The sequence below is a fragment of the Streptomyces sp. NPDC033131 genome (assembly GCF_055578365.1).
The window spans coordinates 141,469-167,803 of sequence record NZ_JBVIPA010000001.1 but is presented as its reverse complement, the minus strand read 5'-3'; the positions used below and the strand labels follow the sequence as shown (position 1 = coordinate 167,803).

Sequence of the window (26,335 nt, the reverse complement as noted above, 5' to 3'; positions counted from 1 at the left end):
CTGATGTCCGCAGCAGCTGTCGAGCGGCCCCACGAGGAGCGGTCGCTGATCGCCGAAGCGAACCACATCATGGAAAGCGTTCCGGGCCTCCGCGTCGAGATCATCGGAGACCAGATTCTCGTGAGCCCAGCACCGGACGGCCCTCACTCCGAGGCGCTGATGCTGTTCGCAGCCCCCTTCATGAATCTGGGCCTCGTGCGCGCGCTCCCGGGCATCGGTCTCTGGCTGCCCAGCGGCCCGGAGGACTACGCGATCCCCGGCCTTTCGGTGGTCGACGACGACTACCGTGATCACCTGGTAGAAAACAGCTGCTACGACCCGACATGCTTTCGTCTGGTCATGGAGGTCACTTCCAGTAACTGGAAGACAGATCTGCAGACCAAGGTCGCCTACTACGCCAAGGCCGGAATCCCCGTCTACGTCATCGTCGACCGCAAGCACCAGCGCCTCCATGTGTTGACCGAGCCGGCGGGTGCCGGTTACGCCACACACGGGATCCACATTCCCGGGGAGCTCGTCACACTCCCCGAGTCTGTGGGTGGCAAGGTCGTGCTCGACGTCGAGCGCATCCTGAAAGCCGGTCAGCCGAAGGCTAGTTGACCGCGTCCACCTCACCCTCGGCCAGCTCCACGTCACACACCAGCGGCCCGTCCCCGACCTCCACCTGCCGCGCCCGCGACCCGTACGGCGGAGCCGTCGTCGCCAGCAGATACGTCCCCGGACCCGGCACCGACACGATGTACGAGCCGTCCGCGAGGGACACCACCCGGTCCAGTTGACGTCCGCCCACCGACAGCAGCGTCACCGCCGCCTCCGGGACCGGCTCGCCGTCCGCCGTACGGACGAAGCCGTGGACGGCCGAGGCGGGACCCTCGGCGGCAGATGCTTCCGGAGCGGCCGCTTCCTCCTTCGGCTCCACCGCCAGATGCGGCAGCCGCTTCTCCAGCCACACCGGCAGCCACCAGTTGGAGTCGCCGAGCAGGTGCATCGCGGCCGGCACCAGGGCCGTACGCAGGATGAACGCGTCGAGAGCGACCGCGGCGGCCAGCCCCACGCCGGCCATCGCCGCCCCGTAGTCGCCGCTGAGCACGAACGCCATGAAGACGCACACCATGATCAGGGCCGCGGAGTTGATGACGCGACTGGTCTCCGCGAGGCCCACCCGCACCGCTCGTGCGTTGTCCTTGGTGTGCACCCACTCCTCGTGCATCCGGCTGACCAGGAACACCTGGTAGTCCATGGAGAGGCCGAAGAGCAGGGACAGCATGATGATCGGAAGGAAGGCCGCGATCGGGCCCTCCTGGCCGAGGCCGAGCAGGTTCAGGCCCCAGCCCCACTGGAAGATCGCGACCAGGACGCCGAAGGAGGCCGCCGCCGCGATCAGGTTCATCAGCGCGGCCGTCAGGGGGACCACGACGGAGCGGAAGGCGATCAGCAGCAGGACGAAGCCGAGGCCGATGATCGTCGCGATGAAGTACGGCAGTCGGTCCGCCGTCACCGACGCGAAGTCCTTCGAGACCGCTGTCACGCCGCCGACGTGGGCCTGGACGTCGGCCTCCGGGATCACCCGGTCGCGCAGGGTGTCGATGAGGCGGTCGGTCTCCACGGCCTGCGGTGAGGTCGTGGGGACGACCTGGATGACCGTCACGCCGTTCGCGGGAGGCGCCGAGAACGCCTGGGCGACGCCCTCCGTCTCCCTGATCGTCGCGACCAGGCTCTCCCCCGGGTCGCCGTTCACGACCACCTGGAGCGGGCCGTTGAAGCCGGGGCCGAAGCCCTCGGCGAGCAGGTCGTACGCCTGCCTGGTCGTCGTCGACGCGTCGTCGTTGCCCTGGTCGACCGTGCCCAGACGCAGGGACAGCAGCGGCAGGGCGAGGACGGCCATCACGACGACGGCCAGCGCGGCCACCGAGCGCGGGCGGCGCTCGACGGTGGCCGACCAGCGGGCCGCGAGGCCGCTCGCACGCTCCGCCGCGGGGCCCTGTGCGGCCAGCCGGCGCCGCTGCCGGCGGCTGAGCACCCGGTGGCCCAGCACGCCGAGCAGCGCGGGCAGCAGGGTGACGGCCGCGAGGACGCTCAGGACGACGGTCAGCGAGGTGCCGATGACCACGCCGTCCAGGAAGCGCAGGTTCGTCACCAGCATCCCGGCGAGCGCGATGCACACCGTGCCGCCCGCGAACAGCACGGCCCGGCCGGAGGTGTTGAGGGCGGTGACCGCCGCCTCCTCCGGGTCCTGGCCGCTCAGGATGCCCTTGCGGTGCCGGGTGACGATGAACAGGGCGTAGTCGATGCCGACGCCCAGACCGATCAGCGTGGAGAGCAGGGAGGCCAGTTCGGGCACGTTGGTGACGTGGCTGATCAGCTGCGTGGAGAACAGGCCGGTACCGACGCCGAACAGGGCGATCAGGATCGGCAGCAGCATCGCGAACACCGAGCCGAAGGCCAGGAACAGCACGACGGCCGCGGCGAGGATGCCGACGATCTCGGCGGTGCCGGTCGGCGGCTCCTGCACGCGCGTGATGGCCTGGCCGCCGAGCTCGACCTGCAGACCGTCGCCGTCGGCCTTCTGCGCGGTGTCGACGACGTCCTGGACCAGGTCCTTGGGTACGGCGTTCGCCTGCTCGGCGAAGGTGACCTGGGCGTACGCGATCCGCCCGTCCTTGCTGATCTGGGCTTCGCCCTGCGCTCCGTACGGGTCGGTGACCTCGCCGACCCCCTTCATCGCGCCGATCTCCTTCAGCGCGGGTTCTATTCGGGACCGTACGGAGTCGTCCCGCACGGAGCCCTCGTCGACCCTCCACACCACCGTGTCGGTGTCGCCCGCGCGCTCCGGGAAGGCCTTGGCCATCAGGTCGTACGCGCGCTTGGAATCCGTGTTGGGCAGGGAGAAGACCTCCGCGTAGTTCGTGCCCGCGCTCGAACTCGCCGCGCCCAGGCCGAACAGCGCCCCCACCCACAGCAACAGGACCACCAGCCGGTGCCGGTAGCACCAGCGTGCCAATGTCGCCACGCCAAAAACCCCCTCATAGTCCGGTCGGTCCCCCCAGGTCCTGGGCAACAGAATTGGCGGTGGCACGCGCGCGTGGACATGCGAATCCCTTGACTCTCAAGGAACTCCAAAGCGGGAACCGGCCCCGCTGTCAGTGCCCGCGCCGATACTGGGGAGCATGACGACGGCTCCAGGCACCGTGCTGGTCGTGGAGGACGAGGAGAGCATCGCGGACGTCCTCGCCATCGCGCTGCGCTACCACCGGTTCGAGGTGATGACGGCGGGCACCGTCCGCGAGGCGCTCGCGCTCGCGGAGCGCACGAGGCCCGACGCCGCGCTGCTCGACGTCATGCTGCCGGACGGGGACGGGCGTGCCCTGGGACGCCAACTGCGCGACCGGCGGCCCGACCTGGCGCTCGTCTTCCTCACCGCGCGCGACTCGCCCGCCGAGGTGGTCGGCGCGCTCGGCTTCGGCGACGACTACATCACCAAGCCGTTCAACATCGACGAGGTCGTCGCGCGGATCACCGCGGTGCTGCGCCGCACCCGCCCCGCCGACGTCCTGCCGCAGCGCCCGCCGCTGCGCTACGGCGACCTGGAACTGGACGAGACGACGTACTCGGTGCACCGCGCGGGCCGCTCCGTCGAGCTCACCCCCACCGAGTACGCCCTGCTGCGCTTCCTGGTGCGCAACGGCGGCCGGATCGTTCCCAAGGAGCAACTCCTGCGCCATGTCTGGCAGTACGAGCACACCCCGCCCGAGTCGACCGTCGTCGAGACCTACATCAGCTATCTGCGGCGCAAACTCGAAGCCCTGGGGCCGCCGGTGATCACCACCCGGCGGGGTGTGGGATACGGGCTGGCATGAGGAGCCGGATCCTGCGGCGCAAGCGCGGCGTCCACTCCCTGCGCGCCAAGCTGACGCTGGCGAACGTGGCGCTGCTCGCCCTCGGCATCGTCGCGGCGACCGCCGTGAGCGTGATGGGCATGCGGTACTACCTGCTCGACCAGGTCGACACGGACCTGACCAAGACCCGTGACTCGCTGGGCAGTTCGCAGCTGACTCTGCGGGCGATCGACTCGCTCAGCGGGCTGGGCTTCGTGCGCGACCGGCTCGACCCGGAGCAGAGCGACGAGCAGCCCACGCCGGACTCGGTCTTCGCCGCGGTCGACAGCCGCGGCGAGGCCGTCGGCATCCTCGGCTTCGCGCCGACCGACGCCCAGCGCGGTCTGGCGGACGAGGTCGGCGACCCGCGCACCCTGACCGGGGATCCCGAGCCGCACGACGTCACCGTGCAGGGGTCCGCCTACCGCGTGACGGCCACCCGGCTCGCCGACGGCACCTTCATCCTGCTCGCCACCTCCACCGACGCCGTCCACCACGGCGTCGCCAAGGCCGTCAAACTCGACCTCGCCATCGGCACCCTGCTGCTCGCGCTGCTGGCCTGTCTGACGATGTTCAGCGTCCGGCGCCGGATGCGTCCACTGGAGGACATGGTGGAGACCTCGTCGGCGATCGCCGAGGGCGACCTGACCCGGCGGGTCCCCTCCAGCAGCGAGGCCACTCTGGAGGTCGAACAGCTCCGCGTCGCCCTCAACTCCATGCTCCACCAGGTGGAGTCGGCGTACCGCACGCGCGAGCGCAGCGCGGCCCAGCTGCGCCGCTTCGTCGGCGACGCCTCGCACGAGCTGCGCACCCCGCTGTCCGCGATACGCGGCTACCTCCAGCTGTACGACAAGGGCATGCTCACCGACCCGAGCCAGCGCAAACGCGCCTGGGACCGGATGAACGGCGAGGTCGACCGCATGGGCCGGCTCGTCGACGAGCTGCTGACCCTCGCCCGCCTCGACCAGCAGCCCGAGCTCCGCTTCCGGAACGTCGACATCAGCCGCCTGGTCCGGGACGCCGCCGAGGATCTGCGGGTGCAGCAGCCGGGGCGGCCCCTCACGGTCGACGCCGACGGCTCCCTGCTGGTGCACGCCGACGAGTCGGGGCTGCGCCAGGTGCTCGGAAACCTGGTGGCCAACGTGCGCACGCACACGCCGGCCGACGTGCCGGTGCGGCTCGGTGTGGAGCGGGCGGACGGGGTCGTACGGCTGTGTGTCGCGGACCAGGGGCCGGGGCTCGGGCCACAGGACGCGGCGCGTGTCTTCGACCGCTTCTTCCGGGCCGCCGGGGGCTCGGGCAGCGGGCTCGGCATGGCGATCGTGCAGGGGGTGGTGCGGGCCCACGACGGTGAGGTGACGGTGCGGACGGCGCCGGGCGAGGGACTGGCGGTGACGGTCACGCTGCCGGCGGGGGCGGCCGTACGGTCGTGATCCACCCGTTCCGCTTCAGGTGTGGGTGAGGACGAGGGCCCACACGGTCTTGCCGTGCCGGCCCCTGCCCCACACCCCCCAGGTCGCGGCGACGTTCTCCACCAGGTGCAGGCCTCGGCCCGCCTCCTCGGCCTCGTCCACCACGCGCAGCCGGGGCTCCACCCGGCCCTCGTCGGAGACCTCGATGAGACAGGAGCCGTCGGCGAGGGCGGTCACCGCCACCTCGAACTCCCGCTCGAGGAGCGGCCCGTGGCGTACGACGTTGGTGGCCAGCTCGGACACGAGCAGCATCGCGTCGGCCAGCGCCCGGCCGTCCGGGGCGTGGCCCCAGTCGGCCAGATGGTCCCGGACCCGGCGCCGGGCGAGACCGACAGAAGCCGGATGCCGGGGCAGCCGGAAGGAGTTGCGTCTCACCACGTTCGCTCCTCACCCAGCACACACCTCCCTCACATGGTGCGGTCCCGGATGGCCGCCCGGCATCATTCGGGCGAAGGTCGCCACCGCGAGATCGCGTCAGATCCAGGTGAGGCGCCAGAGGCGGAAGACTCCGGTGCCGTCCGAGAGGTACTGGCCACCGCCGACGTTCTCGTTGCTGACGACGTACTCCTTGGCCTGCCACAGCGGGATGACCGGAACGTCGCGGGCGACGGCCTGCTGCAGCTCGCGGAAGTCCTCGGTGGCCTCGGTGCGGTCGGCGTACTGCTGGCTGGTGCGGATCAGCCGGTCCACGGCCTTGCTGCTGTAGCCGGTGTTCATGGTGCCGTCGGTGCCGACGAGCGGGGAGCCGAAGGTGTCCGGGTCGGGGTAGTCGGCCACCCAGCCGACGGCGTACGCGTCCAGCTTCCCGGACGCCCACTGCTTCTGGAAGCCGGTCCACTCGTAGCCCTTGAGGGTCACCTTGAACAGGCCGTCCGCCTCCAGTTCCCGCTTGAGTTCCGCGGCTTCCTGGGCGGCGGCGCCGCGGCCCTTGGCGTAGCCGTAGGTGAAGCGGACCGGCAGGCTCACTCCGGCCTCGGTGAGGAGCTTTCTGGCCTTGTCCTTGTCCAGCTTGGGGTAGAGGTCGAAGAACGACGTCGTGTGGCCGGTGATGCCGGTCGGGATCAGCGAGTAGAGCGGGTCGACGGTCCCGTCGTACACCGTGGCGGCCAGCCGGTCGCGGTCGATCAGCCAGGCCATGGCCTGCCGGACCCGGGGGTCGTGCAGCGGGGATCCGGAGCGGGTGTCGAGGTACAGGTTGCGGGTCTCGGAGCTGTCGGCCACGGACACGCGCTGGTTCGGGTCGCTGGTGTTCAGTCCGGCGAGGACCCCGGGCGGCAGCTGCCGGGTGGCCACGTCGACCTGCTTCGCCTTCCAGGCGGCGTCGAGCTTGGCGGCGTCGGCGTAGTAGCGCAGTTCGACGGGGCGTCCGGCGTCCTTGAGGGCGCCCTCGTAGCGCCCGTTGGGCTTGAGGACGGCCTTCTTGTCCTTCGTGTACGCCGTCAGGTCGTACGGTCCGGTGCCGTCGGCGCCCGCGTCGGTGCGCAGGCCGTCCGCCGGGTACTCGGTGCGGTCGACGATCGCGCCGGCTCCGGTGGCCACCTTGAACGGGAAGGTGGCGTCGGCCGAGGACAGCCGGAAGGTGACGGTGAGGCCGTGCGCGCCGACCGAGCGGAGGGTGCTCAGCAGGGACGCGGGGCCGACCTCGGAGTTGATCTTCTTGACCCGGTCGAAGGAGTACTTCACGTCCTCGGCGGTCATCGTCCGGCCGCTCGGGAAGGTGAGGTCCTTGCGCAGTTCGCAGCGGTAGGTGCGCAGACCGCTGCCGACGAAGGCACAGCTTTCGGCCGCGTCCGGGACGGGGGTGGCGCCGCCCGGCTCGAAGGTCAGCAGTGACTGGAAGACGTTGCTGAAAAGCGCCCAGGAGCCGGCGTCGTAGGCGCCGGCCGGGTCGAGCGACGTGACGGCGTCCGTGGTGCCGACCGTGATGGTGTTCTCGTCGTCCTGCGACGGCAGCAACTGCCAGCCGCCCACTCCGGCGGCCGCCAGCACCAGCAGCGTCGCGATGATCCGCACGCGAACCGATCGCATCGGTCTGCCCTCCCCAGGCCCCTGGTGGACCGCAGCTCACAAGCCACTGCCCTAGCGGCGCGGATCAATTAACCACAGGTGTTTCACCTGGGGGAAGAGAGATCTGGGGAGTTGGAAAAGACATTACCGCCAGCGGTTTCGGCCACGTTTCACAGTGTCCTCACAGCTTCGACGCCAGTTCGATCACGGTGATGTCCGACTCGGCTCCGACCCGGGTCGGCGGGCCCCACGCGCCCGCGCCCCGGCTGACGTACAACTGCGTGTCGCCGTAGCTCTCCAGGCCGGCGAGGGTCGGGTTCGCGGCCGAGGCGATGAAGTTGCCCGGCCAGAGCTGGCCGCCGTGGGTGTGGCCGGAGAGCTGGAGGTCGACGCCGTGCTCGACGGCGTCGTGGATCTGCACCGGCTGGTGGGCGAGCAGCACGCACGCGCGTGCCGGGTCGCGGTCGCCGAGCGCCTTGGCGAAGTCGGGGCCCTGGCCCTCGCTCTCGCCCGCCACGTCGTTGACGCCGGCGAGGTCGAAGTGGGCCAGTTCGGTGCGGGCGTTCTCCAGCGGGCGCAGGCCGAGCCGCCGTACCTCCTCGACCCACTGTTCGGCGCCGGAGAAGTACTCGTGGTTGCCGGTGACGAAGAAGCTTCCGTGGCGCGCCCGCAGTTGGGCCAGCGGCGCCGCCGCCGGCCCCAGGTCCTTGACGCTGCCGTCGACCAGGTCGCCCACGATCGCGATCAGGTCGGGCTGGGTGCCGTTGATCGTGTCGACGACCTTCTGGGCGAAGCCGCGGCCCAGCACCGGGCTCAGGTGAATGTCGCTGACCACGGCGATCCGGTAACCGTGCGCCGCGCGCGGCAGCTTGGCCAGCGGGACGGTGACCCGCTTGACGGTAGGGCCGTTCAGGACGCCGTACGTGCCGTAGCCGACGGTCCCGAGGGCCGCGGCGGCGGCGGCCGCCCCCGACGACCCGGGAGACGAACAGACGGCGGGAGGGCAGGGCCGCCGGGGTGGCCGCAGGCTCGGGGGCCGGCTCCACCTCCTGGGCCGGCTCCGGCTCGGAGTCGTGCTCCGGTCCGGGCGGCAGGGGCGCCCCGCCGGCCGGGACCGGCTCCGGCCGGCGTACGGCCGTCTCGGCGCCCGCCCGCCGCTCCAGGAACCGCCGCAGCAGCGGTCGTACGGCCTCACCCGCGACCACGGCCAGCAGCAGGTAGATCGACAGGGCCATCCACAGGAAGCCCGGCCAGGCCAGGACCCGCTGGAGCCAGAACGGCGCACCGGCGCGCTCGGCCACGATGGCCGTGACGGTGAACAGCCAGCCGCCCGCGATCAGCACCGCACCGGCGCGGCGCACCGGGCCGGGAGCCCGGGTCGTGTCGCGGAACAGGCGTCTGTAGAGGTACCAGTTGGTCGTCACCAGGACGGCCAGGGCTAGCAGTACGAAGAGTATGACCACGGTCTCGTGTCCCCGTTGTGGGCTGTCAGGCCTGTCGGTTATGACGTGCGGCGCAATGCGCGCACGGAACGCAACCCGATGCCCCCGACGACCGTCCCCAATACGAAGGAGACGACGGCGAGCACCAGGTGCACCCAGAAGTACGCCGTCGGGTGACCGTCGTCGAACGCGAGCCCACTGCTGTCCTTGATCAGGTTTTTGACGAAAGTGACCCAGATGACCCAGCTCCACACCCCGAAGGCGAGCAGGAACCAGGAGAGGGGGCGGCTGAGCTTCATGCGTCCAGTATCGCCGCCGGGTGTCCGGTTCCTTGGCCGGGGTGGGGAGGCAGACGGGACTTCACGCGCTGTGCCATGTACGTTCCTGACCGTGCCCGCACCGAAGAAGACCGTCAGGCGATCCCTGCTGGTCACCTCCGTCGTCCTGTCGTCGTTCGCGCTGACCGCGCCCGTCTCGCTGGCGGCCCCGAGTCCGTCGCCGAGCCCGTCCACGAGCCCGTCCACGAGTCCGTCGGCCACTCCCCCGGCGAACATGTCGACCGTCGGCGGCGAACGCCTCGGCCGGCCCGGGGCGCAGGTCAATCTCGCAAGCGGCGTCCCGGTGCTGCCCAAGGACCTGAGCGCGCGTTCGTGGATCGTCGCCGACGCCGAGTCCGGTGACGTACTGGCCGCCCACAACGCGCACTGGCGGCTGCCCCCGGCGAGCACCCTGAAGATGCTGTTCGCCGACACGGTGCTGCCGAAGTTCGCGAAGACCGAGAAGCACAAGGTCCTCCCCTCCGACCTGACCGGCATCGGTTCCGGCTCCAGCCTGGTCGGGATAAAGGAAGGCGAGACGTACACGGTCCACGACCTGTGGCTCGGCGTCTTCCTGCGCTCCGGCAACGACGCCGTGCGCGTGCTGTCGCAGATGAACGGCGGCATCAAGGACACCGTCGCGGAGATGAACGGGCACGCCGAGGAGCTCCAGGCCCTCGACACGCACGTGATCAGCCCCGACGGCTACGACGAGCCCGGCCAGGTCTCCTCCGCCTACGACCTGACCCTGATCGCCCGCTCCGGGCTGCAGAAGAAGGACTTCCGCGAGTACAGCTCGACGGTCAGCGCGAAGTTCCCGGGCAAGACGACGAAGAACAAGAAGGGCAGGACCAGCCGCGAGTCCTTCGAGATCCAGAACACCAACCGGCTGCTGACCGGCGACTCCGACGTCTCCGTCTACCCGGGCATCGCGGGCGTCAAGAACGGCAACACCACCAACGCCGGCGCCACCTTCACCGGCGTCGCCGAGCAGGGCGGCAAGGTGCTGCTCGTCACCGTCATGAACCCCGGGAAGGACGAGCACAACGAGGTCTACAAGGAGACCGCCAAGCTCCTCGACTGGGGCTTCAAGGCGGCCGGCAAGGTGGAGCCGGTGGGTGAGCTGGTGCCGCCGAGGAGCGCCGCGCCGGCGAGCGCCCAGCCGGGAGCGAACCCCTCCGGGGAGGCGGGCGGCGCGAACGCCGGTGGCGCGGAGGCCGGCGCCTCGTCGAAGCCGGTGGCGTCCGCCACCACCGAGGGCGGCTCCGAGGGCATGGGCATCGCGCTCGCGATCACCGGCGGTCTGCTGGTGCTGCTCGCGGGCGCCGGGTTCCTGGTCAACCGCCGCTGGCCGCTGCCGGATCTGGTACGTCGTCGGCCCCGTCCGTAGGTTCGTCCTCCTTGCTCTGCGTCGCCGTCCACGCGGCGCAGAACAGCACCAGCTTCGACGTGAAGTTGATCCACAGCAGCAGGGCGACGGGGACGCCGAACGCGCCGTACATGCTCTTCGTGGCCACACCCTGCATATAGCCGCTGAGCAGCAGCTTCAGCAGCTCGAAGCCGACCGCGCCGGTCAGCGCGGCCACGATCAGGCGGCGGCGTGGGGGCTCGACTCCCGGAAGCAGGGTCAGGACGTAGAGGAGCAGCAGGAAGTCGGCCAGTACGGCGACGAGGAACGCGGCGATCAGCAGCAGGACGCTGCCCCAGCCCTCGCTGTCGATGCCCAACTGGTCGGTGATCCAGCCGACCATGGCGGAGGCCACGGTGGACGTGGCGAGCGTGACCAGGACGGCTCCGCCGAGGCCGACCAGGATGCCCAGGTCCTTGGCCTTGCGCAGGACCGGGTTCTCCTCCTCGTCGGGCAGCTCCCACACCGCCCGCAGGCACTCGCGCGTCGAGCCCGCCCAGCCGATGCCGGTGAACAGCAGGACGGCTCCGGCGATGAGGCCGACGGTGCCGGCGTTCTGCACCAGACCGTCGATGTCGAGCTGGTCGGAGATGCCGGGCACCTGCTCGGCGATCTTGTCCTCCAGCGTGCCCTGGCGCTCCTCGCCGAGCGTGGCCGCGGCGATCGAGGCGGCCACGGTGAGCAGCGGGAAGAGCGCCACGAAGCTGGTGAAGGTCATCGCGGCGGCCAGCCGAGTCCACTTCACCCGGTCCAGCCGGTCGTACGACCGCCACGCGTGCGTGAGCGTCAGGCGGGCGACCAGCGGCCCGACTCCGGGGAGTTTTTTCAGCCAGTCCATGATCCGACTGTGCCCTGGTTGCGGAAGACCAATGTCCTGGTCCCCCAAAAACGCAGGATGGTGGCGAGGGCCATTCCGATTCCCGCGCCGGAGACGGTGTCGGCGCGCTGTGAGGTGAGGCCGAGGCCGTAGTGGCTGACGGCGAGACACAGGAGCTGCACGAGGGCGCCGGCGAGGTTCACGGCGAAGAAGACGGCGTACGGGCGCAGCCCCTTCGGCTGGGTGTCCCGGTAGGTGCCGAGCGCATGGCCCAGGTAGGCCACCGAGCAGCCCGCGACGAAGGCGAGCGCCTTGGCGGTGAGCGGGTCGAGCCCGGCCGGGCCGCGCAGGCAGGTGAAGAGGGCGAGGTCGGCGGCGTAGGCGAGGAGGCCGACGGTGGCGAAGCCGAGGATCTCCCGGCGGCTCGCCCTCGCGCGGGTGCCCGGCCGGCCACTTCGGCTGCCCCACGCGCGCGCGTGCGGCCGGCGACCTCCGCCTCCCCATGCGCGCGTGCTCACCAGTTGGCCACCGCCAGGGCGTACATCGCGACCCACATCAGCCCGATGAGGGCGAGTGCGCGGTCGCGCAGGACGACGTCCTCGGGTTCGCCGGCCGTGCCGCGGTCGGCGAAGACGGCGTACCTGAGGATCGCGAGAACGAACGCGACCATGGACAGTTGCCGCCAGGGCAGGACGCTGGTGTGCGGGACCCCGCCCTCCTCCAGGGCCCACAGGCAGTAGCCGAGGACGGCGACACCGGCCGCGAGCTGCCACACGAAGCGCAGGTACCCGGTGGTGTACTCGGTCAGCAACGCGCGCGTGGCGCCGGCTTTCCCGGCCATCTGGACGGCTTCGGAGTAGCGCTTGGCCGACACCATGAACAGCGCGCCGAACCCGGTCGTGATCAGGAACCACCGCGACAGCGGGATGCCGAGCGCGAGCCCGCCGACCATCGCCCGCATCAGGAAGCCGGTCGTGACGACGACGAGGTCGATGACCAGGACGTGCTTGAGGCTGACGCAGTACGCCAGCTGCATGCCCAGGTACGCGGTCAGGAGCGCCGCGACGGCGGGCGAGACCAGACAGGCCGCGACGACCGGCGCGAGGACGCCGAGGGCGCCTCCGACGGCGTAGGCGACGGCTACGGGGACCTGTCCGGCGGCGACCGGGCGGCGGCGCTTGGTGGGGTGGGCGCGGTCGGCTTCGGCGTCGCGGGCGTCGTTGATCAGGTAGACGGCGGCGGCGCAGGCGGTGAAGAGGGCGAAGACCAGCGCGAGTTGGGTGAGGGCGTGCCGGGAGAAGAGCTGGCCGGCGGCGGCCGGGGCGGCCACGACCAGGACGTTCTTGGCCCATTGCCTGGGGCGCGCGGTCCTGACGAGCCCTCCCAGCAGGGAGCCCTTGCGGGGTGGTGCGGGCTTCCGCAGGGGCGTGCGCTGTTCCAGTACCAACGTCTCGCGGGTGCGTGCGCTGCCTGTCATCGGCGCGGTCTCAGTCATGCACGCTCCCCCGGATCCAACGCGCCCCGATACGCGCCGTGAGCGCCCCCAGGACCGCCCCCGCCGCCACGTCGGAGGGGTAGTGCACACCGACGACCAGGCGCGACAGGCACATCGCGGCGGCCAGCGGCGGGACGGTGTACGCCCCCAGCGCACCGAAGGCGACCGCGGCGGCCGCGGCGGAGGTCGCGTGCGAACTCGGGAAGGAGTGCCGGCCCGCGGTGCGTACCAGGGGCTCGACATGCGCGGGACGCGGACGGCGCACCACCCTTTTCACGCCCATGCTGACGAGGTGCGCGCCTGCCGTGAGCGCGGTGCCGCGCAACCAGGCGCCGCGTCGCGGGCCGTCCACGGCGGCTCCCGCGAGGCCTGCCGCGAGCCACAGCGCGCCGTGCTCGCCCGCCCAGGACAGGGCGCGCGCGGTGTTCGCGATGTGCGGGTCGCGGCCGTACGCCCTCAGCGCCGAAAGGATTCGGTGGTCCATGTCGTCGAGATCGTCCATGTGGACTCACTGTTCACGTCAGCACCGCCGGATCTCCGGCAATATAGGGCGACATCCCATTAATCACCCATTTCGGGGATGGGGTGAATGTTTCAAAACTAATCGCCCACCAAGGGGCGATACGGTCACCGACATGTCTGCCGACACCGTTTCCGTCACCGGCTGGGGCCGCACCGCTCCCACCTCCGCGCGTCTGATCCGCCCACGGACGTACGAGGAGGCCGCGGCCGCCGTCCGGGACTGCGGGGCCCGCGGGGGCATCCCGAGGGGCCTGGGGCGGGCCTACGGGGACGCCGCGCAGAACGCCGGTGGGTCCGTGTTCGACATGACGGGTCTCGACCGCATCCACGTCATCGACGCCAGTGAGGGGATCGTGCTGTGCGACGCGGGCGTCTCCCTGCACCGGCTGATGCACGTGCTGCTGCCGCTCGGCTGGTTCGTGCCGGTCACACCCGGCACGCGCTACGTCACCGTCGGCGGCGCGATCGGCGCGGACATCCACGGCAAGAACCACCACGTGTCGGGCTCCTTCTCCCGGCACGTCCTGTCGCTCGAACTCCTCACCGCCGACGGCGAGGTCCGCACGGTCGGCCGTGACACGCCGCTGTTCGACGCGACGACCGGCGGCATGGGCCTGACCGGCATGATCCTCACTGCGACGGTCCGCCTCCAGCCGGTCGAGACCTCACTCATGTCGGTCGACACCGAGCGCGCGCGGGACCTGGACGACCTGATGGCCCGTCTGACGGCCACCGACCACCACCACCGCTACTCCGTCGCGTGGATCGACCTCCTGGCGCGCGGCGCGGCGACGGGCCGAGCGGTACTGACCCGCGGCGACCACGCCCCCCTGGAGGCACTGCCGGAACGTACGCGCGCGCGCAGGGATCCGCTGGCCTTCCGGACCTCCCGGCTTCCGGCCGCCCCCGCCTTCCTCCCGGAGGGCCTGCTCAGCCGGACGACCGTAGGCCTCTTCAACGAGCTCTGGTTCCGCAGAGCCCCACGCGCGCGTACCGGCGAACTCCAGAAGATCTCCGCTTTCTTCCACCCCCTGGACGGCGTCCCCCACTGGAACCGGATCTACGGCCGCGGCGGTTTCGTGCAGTACCAGTTCGTCGTCGGCCACGGCCAGGAGGACGCCGTGCGCAGGATCGTGCGCCGCGTCTCGCAACGCCGGTGCCCGTCCTTCCTCGCCGTCCTCAAGCGCTTCGGGGAGGCCGATCCGGGCTGGCTCTCCTTCCCGGTGCCCGGCTGGACCCTGGCCCTGGACATCCCGGCCCACCTGCCCGGCCTCGGCGCCTTCCTGGACGAACTGGACGAGGAGGTCGCCGCGGCCGACGGGCGCGTCTACCTCGCCAAGGACTCCCGCCTGCGCCCCGAACTGCTCACCGCGATGTACCCACGCCTGCCCGACTTCCGCGCCCTGCGAGCGGAGCTGGACCCGCGCGGGGTCTTCACGTCGGACCTGTCCCGTCGCCTCGGCATCTGAACAACACCCCCAGGCCGCCTCACCCCCTTCAGCCGCACGGCTGGGGCCCTCTCTAGGAGCTGTCGTGAAGGACGCCTTCGGCATCCCCCAGTCCCTGCTCGTCCTCGGCGGCACGTCGGAGATCGCGCTCGCCACCGCACGCCGCCTGATCGCCCGCCGGACCCGCACGGTGTGGCTGGCGGGACGCCCCACGCCCGACCTGGAGGAGGCCGCGGAGCACCTGCGCGGCCTCGGGGCCGAAGTGCACACCGTCCCCTTCGACGCGCTCGATCCCGACTCCCACGAAACGACGCTCGGCAAGGTCTTCGCCGAGGGCGACGTCGACATGGTGCTGCTCGCCTTCGGAATCCTCGGCGACCAGGCACACGACGAACGCGAACCGTCGAGCGCGGTGCGCGTCGCGCAGACCAACTACACGGGAGCGGTGTCGGCGGGGCTGGTCGCCGCGCGCGGGCTGCAGACCCAGGGCCACGGCTCCCTCGTGGTGCTGTCCTCCGTGGCCGGCGAGCGCGCCCGCCGCTCCAACTTCATCTACGGCTCCAGCAAGGCCGGCCTCGACGCCTTCGCCCAGGGCCTGGGCGACGCCCTGCACGGCACCGGCGTGCACGTGATGGTCGTACGCCCCGGATTCGTCCGCACGAAGATGACCACGGGCCTGCCGGAGGCGCCCCTCACGACGACACCGGAGACGGTCGCCACGGCGATCGAGCTGGGGCTGCGCCGCCGAACGGAGACCGTGTGGGTACCGGGAGCGCTGCGGGTGGTGATGTCGGCACTGCGGCACGTACCGCGGGCGGTGTTCCGGCGACTGCCGCTGTAACGGTGCTGACAGCGGGCCTGTAACTGTAGTTACAGGCCGTTCGCCACGGTGGTCACCGCTGGTTGGTCACCGTGGTCACAGCTGGCTTGTCGGCAGCGAACCGCGCTCGACGCGCGCCGTCTGCGGCGGCACCACCGTGCCTCCGAAGACGTAATCCCGCAGCTTGCGCCACACGCCGTCGGCGCCCTGTTCGTAGAGGGCGAAACCGGTGCAGGGCCATTCGGCCCGGTAGTCGGCCAGCTCCTCGAACGCGCGGTCCATGGCGTCGTCGTCGATGCCGTGCGCGACCGTGACGTGCGGGTGGTACGGGAACTGCAGTTCGCGAGCCACGGGGCCGGAGGCGTCCCGGACCTGCTTCTGTAGCCAGGTGCACGCCTCGGCGCCGTCGGCCACCTGGACGTAGACGACAGGTGACAGCGGTCGGAACGTACCCGTGCCCGACAGGCGCATGGGGAAGGGCCGGCCGACCGCGGCGACCTCGGCCAGGTGCGCATCGACGGCCGGCAGCGCGTCCTCGTCGATCTCCGTCGGCGGCAGCAGGGTGACATGCGTGGGAATGCCGTGAGCTGCCACGTCGCCGAAGCCCGCGCGCAGCTGTTGGATCAGGCTGCCGTGAGGCTCCGGGACCGCGATCGACACGCCGATCGTTACGGTCCCCACGTCGTCTCCTGTCGTCCTGTTCGGGTGCGTTCCCAGCCGTCCGGCTATCGACTGTACGGCCACGGCCGTGTTGTGGGCAGGCGCAACCGTAGTGATGTGCAGCGCTCTGCCCTGTCGTGCGTTTGTGCGGTCGTACGCCTCAGTGCTTGGCGGGCAGGAATCCCACCCGGTCATAGGCCTGCGCGAGGGTCTCCGCGGCCACGGCACGCGCCTTCTCCGCGCCCTTGGCCAGAATCGAGTCCAGCGTCTCCGGGTCGTCCAGGTACTGCTGGGTGCGCTCGCGGAACGGCGTCACGAACTCGACCATGATCTCCGCGAGGTCCGTCTTGAGCGCGCCGTAGCCCTTGCCCTCGTACTTCTGTTCCAGCTCCGCGATCCCCTCGCCCGTGAGGGTCGAGTGGATGGTGAGCAGGTTGCTGACGCCCGGCTTGTTCCCCGGGTCGAAGCGGATGACGGTGTCGGTGTCGGTGACCGCGCTCTTGACCTTCTTGGCGGTGGCCTTGGGTTCGTCGAGGAGGTTGATGAGCCCCTTCGGCGTGGACGCCGACTTGCTCATCTTGATCGACGGGTCCTGAAGGTCGTAGATCTTCGCCGTCTCCTTGAGGATGTACGGCTTCGGGACGGTGAAGGTCGCGCCGAAGCGGCCGTTGAACCGCTCGGCGAGGTCACGGGTGAGCTCGATGTGCTGGCGCTGGTCCTCGCCGACCGGGACCTCGTGCGCCTGGTACAGCAGGATGTCCGCGACCTGGAGGACCGGGTACGTGAACAGGCCGACGCTGGCGCGGTCGGCGCCCTGCTTGGCCGACTTGTCCTTGAACTGGGTCATGCGGGACGCCTCGCCGAAGCCGGTGAGGCAGTTCATGACCCAGGCGAGCTGGGCGTGCTCGGGGACGTGGCTCTGGACGAAGAGCGTGCAGCGCTCGGGGTCGAGACCGGCCGCGAGGAGCTGGGCGGCGGCGAGCCGGGTGTTGGCACGCAGGTCCGCGGGATCCTGCGGGAGCGTGATCGCGTGCAGGTCGACGACCATGTAGAACGCGTCGTGGGACTCCTGCAGGGCCACCCACTGGCGGACGGCGCCGAGGTAGTTGCCGAGGTGGAACGAGCCTGCGGTGGGCTGGATTCCGGAGAGCACGCGAGGTCGGTCAGAGGCCATGCTCACCATTCTCTCAGGTGTCGGGGGCCGATCCGGAACTGGTCGGAAACAGAGGGGACTCGGGGGGAACCGATCCGGCCCGAGCGGTGTACCAAGAATGTGAGGACGCGGGAGGGGGGCCGCATCGTCGATGAGGCCGCGGTGATCGCACGCGTACGCGCCGGAGACCCGGAGGCGTACGCGGACCTGGTGCGGGCCCATACGGGCCTCGCGCTCAGGGCGGCCGCCGCGCTCGGGGCGGGTGCGGACGCGGAGGACGTGGTGCAGCAGGCCTTCGTCAAGGCGTACTGCGCGCTGGGCCGGTTCAGGGACGGCGCGTCGTTCAAGCCGTGGCTGTTGTCGATCGTGGCCAATGAGACGAGGAACACAGTGCGGACGGCGGCCCGGCAGCGGACGCTCGCCGGCCGTGAGGCGGCCTTCGTGGAGGCGGACCCGCTGATACCGGAATCGGCGGATCCCTCGGTGGCCACACTGGAGACGGAGCGCCGCGCCGCGCTGCTGGCCGCCCTGGAGAAGCTGACCGAGGAGCATCGCCTGGTCGTCACCTACCGCTATCTGCTGGAGATGGACGAATCCGAGACGGCCCAGGCCCTGGGCTGGCCCCGGGGGACGGTGAAATCCCGGCTCAACCGCGCACTGCGGAAGATGAGCCGACTGCTGCCGGATTTCCAGCCCCGGGAAGCCCGGGAAGCAGGGGAAGGGGGTGATGAGCGTGGGTGAGGAGCGGAAGCGGAATGCCTACGGCGGTGAGGGCGGTGCCGGCGACGAGGGCGGGGGGCGTCGGCGCGGCGAGGCCGCCCGGCTGCCGGAGGAGCTGCGGGCGCTGGGGCGTTCCCTGGACCCGCCCGGTGGTGCCGCGGCCGAGTCGATGGTCGAGTCGGTGCTGGAGCGGATACTCGCCGAGCAGGTACCCGTTCCGGTGGCCGAGCCGCCGAAGGCCGGTGATCGGCTGCGGGCGGCCCGCTTCTGGACGCGAACGCGGTGGCGGTCACTGACCGCGACGCTGTGCGGCCTGCTGACGGTCCTCGCGCTCACGCCCCCGGTGCGTGCCGCGGTCCTCGACTGGTTCGACTTCGGCGGGGTAGAGGTGCGGTACGCCCCGTCGGCGGTGCCGTCGGCCGGCGCCGAGGTGCCCGGCTGCGGGGAGCCCGTGTCGCTCGCGCAGGCCGAGCGCGAGGCCGGGTTCGAGCCGCTGGTTCCGCCGGCGCTGGGCGCGCCGGACACCGTGTCGGTCAGCGACGAGCCGCAGGGGCGGTTCCTGGTGAGCCTGTGCTGGCGCGAGCAGGGACGCACGGTCCGCCTCGACCAGTACCCGGCCGGCCTGGACGTCGGCTTCGCCAAGAGCGTGCCCGAGCAGCCCACGTGGATCGTGCTGAGCAAGGACCCCGCCGACGCCGGCACGCCGACGGACACGGCCCTGTGGTTCCCGCGACCGCACCTGCTGAGCTTCTGGCTGGTGGATGCGGACGGCTCCCGCCACACCCGAGAGAAGCGGACCGCCGGGCCGACGCTGCTGTGGATGCACAGCTCCGGCGGCTCCGGAACCGGCAGCATCGGCGGCTCGCACGTGACGCTGCGGCTGGAGGGCGTGGCGTCGCAGGGGCGGGCGGTGGAGATCGCGAAGTCCCTCGACTGGGCGCCGGAGGCGTCTCCGAAATAGTGCGGGCGAGGTGGGAACCCCGACGGGCCGGGCGGTGTACCAGAAGTGACACGCGGCTCGTGGACGGCCGCACGGGGATGGGCCGGCTTGGCAGGGGGTTCGAATGCGCGGGATCGGGACCATCGAGCACTCGGCCGGGTCCGGAGCGAAGGCCGCCTACGCTGACCAGGCCCCGAGGTCCGGGCTCCCTGGTCAGCGTAGGCGGCCCGGCCCGGCGCGTCGGGCCGGGCCGGAACGGGTGTCAGCCGAGGTCGATCTCCGGGTACAGCGGGAAGCCCGCCACGAGGTCGGTGGCTCGGTGGGAGATCTCGTCCGAGATCTTCGGGTCGAGGATGTGCTGGGCCTTCGACGGGGCGCCCTTGCTGGTGGTGCCGGGCTCGGTGGAGGTGAGGACGCGGTCGATGAGGGCCGCGACCTCGTCCATCTCGGCGGTGCCGAGCCCACGCGTGGTGAGGGCGGGGGTGCCGATGCGGATGCCGGAGGTGTACCAGGCGCCGTTGGGGTCGGCGGGGATGGCGTTGCGGTTGGTGACGATGCCCGAGTCGAGCAGGGCGGCCTCGGCCTGGCGTCCGGTGAGGCCGTAGGAGGAGGCGACGTCGATCAGGTTGAGGTGGTTGTCCGTGCCGCCGGTGACGAGGGTGGCGCCGCGGCGCATCAGGCCCTCGGCGAGCGCGCGGGAGTTGTCGACGATCCGCTGGGCGTAGTCCTGGAAGGAGGGCTGACGCGCTTCGGCGAGGGCGACGGCCTTGGCGGCCATGACGTGCGGGAGCGGGCCGCCGAGGACCATCGGGCAGCCACGGTCGACCTGGTCCTTGAGGGAGTCGTCGCACAGGACCATGCCGCCGCGCGGCCCGCGGAGCGACTTGTGGGTGGTGGTGGTGACGATCTGGGCGTGCGGGACCGGGTCGAAGTCGCCGGTGAGGACCTTGCCGGCGACGAGGCCGGCGAAGTGGGCCATGTCCACCATGAGCGTGGCGCCGACCTCGTCGGCGATCTCGCGCATGATCCGGAAGTTCACGAGACGGGGGTAGGCGGAGTAGCCGGCGACGATGATGAGCGGCTTGAACTCGCGGGCGGTGGCGCGCAGGGCCTCGTAGTCCAGGAGGCCGGTGGCGGGGTCGGTGCCGTAGGAGCTCTGGTCGAACATCTTGCCGGAGATGTTGGGACGGAATCCGTGGGTGAGGTGGCCGCCGGCGTCCAGGGACATGCCGAGCATGCGCTGGTTGCCGAAGGCCTGGCGCAGTTCGGCCCAGTCGGCGTCGGAGAGGTCGTTGACCTGGCGCACACCGGCCTTCGCCAGGGCGGGGACCTCGACGCGCTGGGCGAGGACGGACCAGAAGGCGACGAGGTTGGCGTCAATGCCGGAGTGCGGCTGGACGTAGGCGTGGCGGGCGCCGAAGAGCTCGCGCGCGTGCTCGGCGGCGAGGGACTCGACGGTGTCGACGTTGCGACAGCCGGCGTAGAAGCGGCGGCCGACGGTGCCCTCGGCGTACTTGTCGCTGAACCAGTTGCCCATGGCCAGCAGGGTGGCCGGGGAGGCGTAGTTCTCGGAGGCGATCAGCTTGAGCATCTCGCGCTGGTCGGCGACCTCCTGGCCGATCGCGTCGGCCACGCGCGGCTCGACGGCGCGGATCACGTCGAGGGCGGCACGGAAGGCGGTGGACTCGTGAGAGAGGGGTTCGGCTGGCATGGGGACCTCCGGACGTCGTGTGCAGCGATCACGGTACGGCCCAGGCGCACGGCACTCGGTGCTGGACAAGGTCCAGGGGCCGCTCCCCGATGGTTCATCCCATCCCAGCGCGCCAGTCACGGCCCGCCCGTCAGCCTACCGGGCACGCCGCATCGGTCAGGTCCCGCGTCCACCATGCGAGCGACGATAGGAAGGAGGCCACCGCCACCTCAGGGAGATCCCGTGAACGCTACGGAACGGCTCGTCGCCGCGGCCGACGCCCACAGTGCGCACACCTACGATCCGCTGCCCGTGGTGGTCGCCACCGCGGACGGGGCCTGGATGACGGACGTGGAGGGGCGCCGCTATCTGGACCTGCTGGCCGGTTACTCGGCGCTCAACTTCGGGCACTGCAACCGGCGGCTCGTCGAGGCGGCCAAGGCGCAGTTGGAGCGGGTGACGCTGACGTCGCGGGCGTTTCACCACGACCGGTTCGCGGCGTTCTGCGAGGAGCTCGCCGAGCTGTGCGGCATGGAGAGGGTGCTGCCGATGAACACCGGCACGGAGGCGGTGGAGACGGCGGTGAAGACCGCCCGGAAGTGGGGGTACCGGGTCAAGGGGGTGCCGGCCGGGATGGCGAAGATCGTGGTCGCCGGCAACAACTTCCACGGGCGTACGACGACGGTCGTCAGCTTCTCCACGGACTCCGAGGCGCGGGCGGACTTCGGGCCGTACACGCCGGGCTTCGAGATCGTGCCGTACGGGGATCTGACGGCGATGCGCTCGGCGGTGACCGAGAACACGGTGGCCGTGCTGCTGGAGCCGATCCAGGGCGAGGCGGGGGTACTGGTGCCGCCGGCCGGTTATCTGCCGGGGGTGCGGGAGCTGACGCGGGAGCGGAACGTGTTGTTCGTGGCGGACGAGATCCAGTCGGGGCTGGGGCGGACCGGGCGGACGTTCGCGTGCGAGCACGAGGGGGTGGTGCCGGACGTGTATGTGCTGGGGAAGGCGCTCGGGGGCGGGGTCGTTCCGGTGTCGGCGGTGGTGTCGAGCTCGGCGGTGCTGGGGGTGTTCCGGCCCGGGGAGCACGGGTCGACGTTCGGTGGGAGTCCGCTGGCCTGTGCGGTGGCGCTGGAGGTGATCGCGATGCTGCGGACGGGCGAGTTCCAGGCGCGGTCCGCGGAGCTTGGCGGGCATCTGCACCGGGAGTTGGCGGCGCTGGCCGGGACGGGGCGGGTGACGGAGGTGCGCGGGCGGGGACTGTGGGCGGGCGTCGACATCGAGCCGTCGTACGGCACGGGACGGGAGGTCTCGGAGAGGCTGATGGAGCGGGGTGTGCTGGTGAAGGACACGCACGGGGCGACGATCCGGATCGCGCCGCCCCTCGTCATCGGGAAGGAGGACCTGGACTGGGGGCTGGCCCAGTTGCGTGCCGTACTGGGGCTGTAGGGATTCGCGGGGCCGCAGGAGGTGACGAACTGCTGTCGGGAACGGCTGCTCAGAGGATCACGTGCGGCAGGAAGCGGGCGTATTCGTCGGTGACCAAGCCCGAGGACTCGCGGATGCCGAGGCCGGCGGACTCGTTCTCCACGACCCAGGCGCCGAGGACGACGTGGTTGCCGTCGAAGTCGGGCAGGGGGGCCAACTCCTGGTAGCAGCAGGCCTCTTGGCGTATGACGGGGTCGGCGCCGGGCTCGTGGACGGTCACGCCGGCGCCCTCTCGGCCCAGGAGGGGCTTGGCGACGTAGCCGGTCGTCGTCGCCAGTGCGCGGGGGCCGTCGAGGTGGGCGGGGAGGAGGTTCGGGTGGCCCGGAAACAGTTCCCAGAGGATCGCCAGCAAGGCCTTGTTGCTGAGGAGCATCTTCCAGGCCGGTTCGATCCACAGGGTGCTGCCGGTGCCGCCGCCGTTGTCGAGAGTGCCGAGGACGTGGTCGGCGAAGCGGTCGGTGGTGAGCCACTCCCACGGGTAGAGCTTGAAGCAGCTGCGGATGAAACGAAGCTGGTTGTCGACGAAGCGGCCGGACAGCGGGTCCCAGCCGATCTCCTCCATGGAGATCCAGTCGGTGTCGAGGCCCGCCTGTTCCGCGGTCTCCTTCAGATAGGCGACCGTCATGAGGTCCTCGCCGAGTTCGTCGGCCGAGGAGTGCGCGAAGTACAGGGGGCCGCCGGGCGGGAGGAGGGCGGCCTGCTTCTTCCAGGCGGCGACGAGGCGTTCGTGGAGGGAGTTCCACTGGTCGGCGCCGGGGAAGCGCTCCGCCATCCAGAACCACTGGGGTGAGGCGGCCTCGACGAGGGAGGTGGGTGTGTCGGCGTTGTACTCCAGGAGTTTCGCCGGGGCCGTGCCGTCGTAGTGGAGGTCGAAACGGCCGTATATGGAGGGGAGTTCGGTGCGGCGGCGCCAGGCTTCGGCGACCGCCTCGGCCACGCGGGGGTCGGTGATGCCGAGGTCGGCGAAGCGGTTGGTGGCCACGATGTGCTCGGCCGCCGTCAGGCACATGCGGTGGAGTTCCTCGACGGCCTCCTCCAGGGCCTCGACCTCGGGGAGCGTGAAGGAGTAGTAGGCGCTCTCGTCCCAGTAGGGGCGCAGGGAGTCGTCGGGGTGGCGGGTGAGCGGGTAGATGAGCCCCTGCTCCTCGACGGTCTGCTGCCAGCCGGGGCGGGGGTCGATGGTGTGGCGGTGCATGCGGAGCTTCCTGAGAGGTGGGTCGGTCAGCCGCCGGAGCTGCCCTTGCCGCTGCCTCCGCCGTCGCCGCTGCCGAAGCCGCCCCGGTCGACGCCGCCGCCGCTGCCGCTTCCGCTGGTGCTCGTACTGCCCGACTTCTTGCCGGACTTGGTGAAGGATCCGCCCTTGACCCAGCCGCTCTTCTTCTTGCCGCCGTAGTAGTAGGCGCCGTTGACGGGGGTGGCGGACTTGCAGTTCTTGTCGGCGACGACCTCGTAGCCCTTGGAGGCGCGGTAGCTGTCGCGGTCCACGCAGCGCTTGTCCGGATCGGATGAGCAGGCCGTCAGGGCCGCGGCGAGCAGGCTTACGCCGCCGAGTGCGACCGTGCCGGAGCGGAGTTGCCGACGTGCGTCTGCCATTTCGTGTCCCCCCGTTGGCCGGGCGGGTGGCCCGGTGAGTGCGTCCGGCGGACAGCCTAGAGATCGGTAAGAGCACGCGAGCGGGCGACCCACCCGTCATGACCTCCCCCTACTGTCGCTTTGTGCTCTTTGGAATGGTGTGCGCCCTTGGTGCTGCGGTCTGTTTCGGCACGGCGACGGTCTTGCAGGCGGTGGCGGCACGGGCGGCCCACACCGGCGGGGGCGGGGAGGCGGCACTGTTTCTGCGGGCGGTCCGGCAGTGGCGGTATCTGACCGGGCTGGCGTTGGACGGGGCGGGGTTTGCGTTGCAGGTCGCCGCGCTGAGGTCGATCCCCGTCTACGCGGTCGGTGCGGCGCTGGCCTCGAGTCTGGCGGTGACGGCGGTGGTCGCGGCGCGGGTGTTGCGGGTTCCGTTGAGCAGGGGTGAGTGGAGTGCGGTGGGGGTGGTGTGTGCGGGGCTCGCGATGTTGGGAGTGGCGTCCGGGACGGAGGGAGACCGGGGCGGGTCGGTGGCGTTGGAGTACGCGATGCTCGGGATGGCCGTGGTGGTGCTGTTGCTCGCGCTGAGTGGTGGGCGGTTGCCGGAGCGGGGGCGTTCGGCGGTGCTCGGGCTGGGTGCCGGGCTCGGGTTCGGGGTGGTGGAGGTGGCTGTGCGGTTGGTCGACTCGCTCGCACCGGCGGAACTGTTCGCCGATCCGGCGGCGTACGCCCTGGTGTTGGGCGGTGGGGCGGCGTTCCTGTCGCTGACGTCGGCGTTGCAGCGGGGTTCGGTGACCACGGCCACGGCGGCGATGGTGATCGGGGAGACGATCGGCCCGGCGGTGGTGGGGGTGGTGTGGCTGGGGGACCGTACGCGGGAGGGGCTGGGGTGGGTGGCTGTGCTGGGGTTCGTCGTGGCCGTGGTGGGGGCGTTGGTGTTGGCGCGGTTCGGGGAGGTGTCGGGTGAGGGGGTGTGAGGGTGGGTGGTGGTTGCGGGCGGGTGGGGCCATGGGCCCATACGACCTACGAGGATTCGCCCCCGCCGCCCTTACTCGCCCTGACGCTCACGGCAGCACCCCGCACAACGCCCCCAGCGCCCCCGCCCACGCGTGGTCCGGAGGGGTGCCGTAGCCCACCACCAGGGCGTCGACCTGCGCGGCCGTCGCCGATTCGTGGCGGAAGAAGGCGAGGCCGTATACGGCCAGGCCCTGCCAGGCGGCGGCCTGGAGGACGGATTGTTCGGTGCCCGGGGGGAGGGTCAGGACGGCGTGGAGACCTGCGGCGATGCCGGTGACGTGGACGTCGGGGGCCTCGGTCGCGACGGCGTCGACCAGGGCGTCCCGGCGGCGGCGGTAGCGGAGGCGGGCGGCGCGTACGTGGCGGTCGTAGGCGCCGGACGTGAGGAACTCCGCCAGGGTGAGCTGGTCGAGGACGCCGCAGGTGTCGGTGGCGCCCTTGGCGGCGGCCGCCGCCTCCGCGAGAGCGGGCGGCAGCACCATCCAGGCCAGGCGCAGCCCCGGCGCCAAGGACTTGCTCGCCGTGCCCAGGTAGACGACGTGGTCCGGGTCCAGGCCCTGGAGCGCGCCCACCGGCTGGCGGTCGTAGCGGAACTCGCCGTCGTAGTCGTCCTCCAGGACCAGTCCGCCGGTGCGCCGCGCCCAGTCCAGGACGACCGCGCGCCGGTCGCGGTGCAGGGGCACGCCCATGGGGAACTGGTGGGCGGGGGTGAGCAGTACCGCCCCTTCGTCGGTCAGGTGCGAGGGGTCGGTGCCCCGTTCGTCGAACGGGAGGGGTGAGGTGTGCAGACCCGCTGCCCTCAGCTGGTCCTCGTGGACCTTCAGGCCGTACGACTCGACCGCGGCCGTCCGTACGCCGCGTGCCCGCAGGACCGCGCTCAGCACCTTCAGGCCGTGGACGAAGCCGGCGACCACGAGGATCCGGTCGGGGTCCGTGCGAACACCTCGGGAGCGGGCGAGGTAACCGGCGAGGGCGGTGCGCAGTTCGACGCGGCCGCGGGGGTCGCCGTAGCCGAGGGCGTCGTTCGGGGCGGCGGTGATGGCCCGGCGGGCGGCCTTCAGCCACTCCGCGCGGGGGAAGGCGGCGAGGTCGGGGGTGCCGGGACGGAGGTCGTACGTCGGGCGGTGGCGCTCTCTGCGGGGAGGGGCCGCGCCGGTCTGAGGGGTGATCGCGCGCTCCGCCACTCTGGTGCCCGAGCCCTGGCGGGCGGTCAGCCAGCCTTCGGCGACCAGGTCGGCGTAGGCGTCGGCGACCGTGTTGCGGGCGATGCCCAGGTCGGCGGCGAGGGTGCGGGAGGAGGGCAGGCGGGTGCCGGGGGCCAGCCGGCCGGACCGTACGGCTTCACGCAGGGCGTCGGTCAGGCCCCGGCGCAGGCCCGGACCGGTCGGCTCCACGTGCAGGTCGACGCCCAGGGTGGCCCAAGGTTTCCGCATGGAAATGGACCATACTCCTGGGCTGCCTGCCTCCTAGGG

At 71.3% G+C, this 26,335-nt stretch carries 24 protein-coding genes, 1 pseudogene and 1 riboswitch; of the genes and pseudogenes, 10 read left to right on the top strand and 15 right to left on the bottom strand.

The annotated features are described in order from the left end of the window. Nucleotides 1–3 precede the first annotated feature (3 nt). Nucleotides 4–600, top strand: a complete 597-nt coding sequence (locus ACZ5XS_RS00710; RefSeq protein ID WP_468647005.1) for a Uma2 family endonuclease — start codon at nucleotides 4–6, stop codon at nucleotides 598–600. On the opposite strand, the gene ACZ5XS_RS00705 is transcribed toward ACZ5XS_RS00710, so the two are convergent. Beyond that, nucleotides 593–3,001, bottom strand: coding sequence for an MMPL family transporter (locus tag ACZ5XS_RS00705; RefSeq protein WP_468647499.1), 2,409 nt, complete (start codon nucleotides 2,999–3,001; stop codon nucleotides 593–595). The two genes, ACZ5XS_RS00710 and ACZ5XS_RS00705, sit on opposite strands and share 8 nt — an antisense overlap. Nucleotides 3,002–3,167: 166 nt before the next feature. Here ACZ5XS_RS00705 and ACZ5XS_RS00700 point away from each other — a divergent pair, with 166 nt between their 5' ends. Both ACZ5XS_RS00700 and ACZ5XS_RS00695 read left to right on the top strand, forming a co-directional pair. Next, nucleotides 3,168–3,857, top strand: a complete 690-nt coding sequence (locus tag ACZ5XS_RS00700; RefSeq protein ID WP_468647004.1) for a response regulator transcription factor — start codon at nucleotides 3,168–3,170, stop codon at nucleotides 3,855–3,857. Beyond that, nucleotides 3,854–5,308: a sensor histidine kinase gene (locus tag ACZ5XS_RS00695; RefSeq protein ID WP_468647003.1), complete on the top strand. Its 1,455-nt coding sequence runs from the start codon at nucleotides 3,854–3,856 to the stop codon at nucleotides 5,306–5,308. Before ACZ5XS_RS00700 ends, ACZ5XS_RS00695 begins: the two co-directional genes overlap by 4 nt. Before the next feature lie 15 nt (nucleotides 5,309–5,323). On the opposite strand, the gene ACZ5XS_RS00690 is transcribed toward ACZ5XS_RS00695, so the two are convergent. From ACZ5XS_RS00690 to ACZ5XS_RS00675, 4 genes and pseudogenes are all read right to left on the bottom strand, one after another. Continuing rightward, on the bottom strand, nucleotides 5,324–5,725 hold the full coding sequence (locus tag ACZ5XS_RS00690) for an ATP-binding protein (RefSeq protein WP_468647001.1): 402 nt from the start codon (nucleotides 5,723–5,725) through the stop codon (nucleotides 5,324–5,326). A 96-nt stretch (nucleotides 5,726–5,821) separates the two neighbouring features. Next, the gene (locus ACZ5XS_RS00685) at nucleotides 5,822–7,375 is read right to left on the bottom strand and encodes an ABC transporter substrate-binding protein (RefSeq protein ID WP_468646999.1); all 1,554 of its coding nucleotides are present in this window, start codon (nucleotides 7,373–7,375) and stop codon (nucleotides 5,822–5,824) included. Nucleotides 7,376–7,535: 160 nt separating this feature from the next. After that, nucleotides 7,536–8,817: pseudogene (locus ACZ5XS_RS00680) on the bottom strand (metallophosphoesterase). 38 nt (nucleotides 8,818–8,855) lie between these two features. Further along, nucleotides 8,856–9,095: an SCO4848 family membrane protein gene (locus tag ACZ5XS_RS00675; protein WP_217235092.1), complete on the bottom strand. Its 240-nt coding sequence runs from the start codon at nucleotides 9,093–9,095 to the stop codon at nucleotides 8,856–8,858. A 91-nt stretch (nucleotides 9,096–9,186) separates the two neighbouring features. Here ACZ5XS_RS00675 and ACZ5XS_RS00670 point away from each other — a divergent pair, with 91 nt between their 5' ends. After that, entirely contained in the window at nucleotides 9,187–10,503 is a 1,317-nt protein-coding gene (locus tag ACZ5XS_RS00670) for a D-alanyl-D-alanine carboxypeptidase family protein (protein ID WP_468646998.1), read from the top strand. Here the strand turns inward: ACZ5XS_RS00670 and ACZ5XS_RS00665 are convergent. From ACZ5XS_RS00665 to ACZ5XS_RS00650, 4 genes are all read right to left on the bottom strand, one after another. Beyond that, nucleotides 10,451–11,359: a YihY/virulence factor BrkB family protein gene (locus ACZ5XS_RS00665; protein WP_468646996.1), complete on the bottom strand. Its 909-nt coding sequence runs from the start codon at nucleotides 11,357–11,359 to the stop codon at nucleotides 10,451–10,453. The genes ACZ5XS_RS00670 and ACZ5XS_RS00665 overlap by 53 nt on opposite strands. Continuing rightward, on the bottom strand, nucleotides 11,347–11,751 hold the full coding sequence (locus ACZ5XS_RS00660) for a GtrA family protein (RefSeq protein ID WP_468647498.1): 405 nt from the start codon (nucleotides 11,749–11,751) through the stop codon (nucleotides 11,347–11,349). Before ACZ5XS_RS00660 ends, ACZ5XS_RS00665 begins: the two co-directional genes overlap by 13 nt. A 101-nt stretch (nucleotides 11,752–11,852) precedes the next feature. Next, a complete protein-coding gene (locus tag ACZ5XS_RS00655; protein WP_468646994.1) occupies nucleotides 11,853–12,833 on the bottom strand; it encodes a decaprenyl-phosphate phosphoribosyltransferase in 981 nt (326 codons plus the stop codon). Continuing rightward, the gene (locus tag ACZ5XS_RS00650; RefSeq protein ID WP_468646993.1) at nucleotides 12,826–13,335 is read right to left on the bottom strand and encodes a phosphatase PAP2 family protein; all 510 of its coding nucleotides are present in this window, start codon (nucleotides 13,333–13,335) and stop codon (nucleotides 12,826–12,828) included. The genes ACZ5XS_RS00655 and ACZ5XS_RS00650 overlap by 8 nt, the downstream gene beginning before the upstream one ends. Nucleotides 13,336–13,468: 133 nt before the next feature. Here ACZ5XS_RS00650 and ACZ5XS_RS00645 point away from each other — a divergent pair, with 133 nt between their 5' ends. Together ACZ5XS_RS00645 and ACZ5XS_RS00640 are read left to right on the top strand one after the other, a co-directional pair. After that, entirely contained in the window at nucleotides 13,469–14,824 is a 1,356-nt protein-coding gene (locus ACZ5XS_RS00645; RefSeq protein WP_468646992.1) for an FAD-binding protein, read from the top strand. Between the two features lie 64 nt (nucleotides 14,825–14,888). Beyond that, on the top strand, nucleotides 14,889–15,644 hold the full coding sequence (locus ACZ5XS_RS00640; protein ID WP_217235097.1) for a decaprenylphospho-beta-D-erythro-pentofuranosid-2-ulose 2-reductase: 756 nt from the start codon (nucleotides 14,889–14,891) through the stop codon (nucleotides 15,642–15,644). Nucleotides 15,645–15,719: 75 nt separating this feature from the next. Here the strand turns inward: ACZ5XS_RS00640 and ACZ5XS_RS00635 are convergent, their stop codons facing one another. Both ACZ5XS_RS00635 and trpS read right to left on the bottom strand, forming a co-directional pair. Further along, a complete protein-coding gene (locus ACZ5XS_RS00635) occupies nucleotides 15,720–16,304 on the bottom strand; it encodes a 2'-5' RNA ligase family protein (protein ID WP_468646990.1) in 585 nt (194 codons plus the stop codon). A gap of 139 nt (nucleotides 16,305–16,443) precedes the next feature. Next, nucleotides 16,444–17,457 (bottom strand): tryptophan--tRNA ligase, encoded by a 1,014-nt coding sequence (gene trpS, locus ACZ5XS_RS00630; RefSeq protein WP_468646989.1) that lies wholly within the window; start codon nucleotides 17,455–17,457, stop codon nucleotides 16,444–16,446. A 141-nt stretch (nucleotides 17,458–17,598) separates the two neighbouring features. On the opposite strand from trpS, the gene ACZ5XS_RS00625 reads away from it, so the two are divergent. Both ACZ5XS_RS00625 and ACZ5XS_RS00620 read left to right on the top strand, forming a co-directional pair. Beyond that, nucleotides 17,599–18,177 carry an RNA polymerase sigma factor gene (locus tag ACZ5XS_RS00625; RefSeq protein WP_468646987.1) on the top strand — a complete coding sequence of 193 codons (579 nt, stop codon included), beginning with the start codon at nucleotides 17,599–17,601 and terminating at the stop codon, nucleotides 18,175–18,177. Continuing rightward, the gene (locus ACZ5XS_RS00620) at nucleotides 18,164–19,117 is read left to right on the top strand and encodes a hypothetical protein (protein WP_468646986.1); all 954 of its coding nucleotides are present in this window, start codon (nucleotides 18,164–18,166) and stop codon (nucleotides 19,115–19,117) included. Before ACZ5XS_RS00625 ends, ACZ5XS_RS00620 begins: the two co-directional genes overlap by 14 nt. A gap of 241 nt (nucleotides 19,118–19,358) precedes the next feature. Here ACZ5XS_RS00620 and ACZ5XS_RS00615 read toward each other — a convergent pair whose 3' ends face one another. Then, nucleotides 19,359–20,807, bottom strand: coding sequence for a glycine hydroxymethyltransferase (locus ACZ5XS_RS00615; RefSeq protein ID WP_468646984.1), 1,449 nt, complete (start codon nucleotides 20,805–20,807; stop codon nucleotides 19,359–19,361). Between the two features lie 31 nt (nucleotides 20,808–20,838). After that, nucleotides 20,839–20,937, bottom strand: a riboswitch (ZMP/ZTP riboswitch). Nucleotides 20,938–21,029: 92 nt separating this feature from the next. Between ACZ5XS_RS00615 and rocD the strand changes: the two genes are divergently transcribed. Further along, nucleotides 21,030–22,235, top strand: coding sequence for an ornithine--oxo-acid transaminase (gene rocD / locus ACZ5XS_RS00610; protein ID WP_468646983.1), 1,206 nt, complete (start codon nucleotides 21,030–21,032; stop codon nucleotides 22,233–22,235). Nucleotides 22,236–22,284: 49 nt separating this feature from the next. Here the strand turns inward: rocD and ACZ5XS_RS00605 are convergent, their stop codons facing one another. Together ACZ5XS_RS00605 and ACZ5XS_RS00600 are read right to left on the bottom strand one after the other, a co-directional pair. Beyond that, nucleotides 22,285–23,469 carry a glutathionylspermidine synthase family protein gene (locus ACZ5XS_RS00605; RefSeq protein WP_468646981.1) on the bottom strand — a complete coding sequence of 395 codons (1,185 nt, stop codon included), beginning with the start codon at nucleotides 23,467–23,469 and terminating at the stop codon, nucleotides 22,285–22,287. 26 nt (nucleotides 23,470–23,495) lie between these two features. Further along, nucleotides 23,496–23,867 carry a hypothetical protein gene (locus ACZ5XS_RS00600; RefSeq protein ID WP_468646979.1) on the bottom strand — a complete coding sequence of 124 codons (372 nt, stop codon included), beginning with the start codon at nucleotides 23,865–23,867 and terminating at the stop codon, nucleotides 23,496–23,498. A gap of 134 nt (nucleotides 23,868–24,001) precedes the next feature. On the opposite strand from ACZ5XS_RS00600, the gene ACZ5XS_RS00595 reads away from it, so the two are divergent. Then, nucleotides 24,002–24,823 carry a DMT family protein gene (locus ACZ5XS_RS00595; protein ID WP_468647497.1) on the top strand — a complete coding sequence of 274 codons (822 nt, stop codon included), beginning with the start codon at nucleotides 24,002–24,004 and terminating at the stop codon, nucleotides 24,821–24,823. 87 nt (nucleotides 24,824–24,910) lie between these two features. Here ACZ5XS_RS00595 and pdxR read toward each other — a convergent pair whose 3' ends face one another. After that, a complete protein-coding gene (gene pdxR, locus ACZ5XS_RS00590) occupies nucleotides 24,911–26,296 on the bottom strand; it encodes a MocR-like pyridoxine biosynthesis transcription factor PdxR (RefSeq protein WP_468646977.1) in 1,386 nt (461 codons plus the stop codon). Between the last annotated feature and the right edge of the window lie 39 nt (nucleotides 26,297–26,335).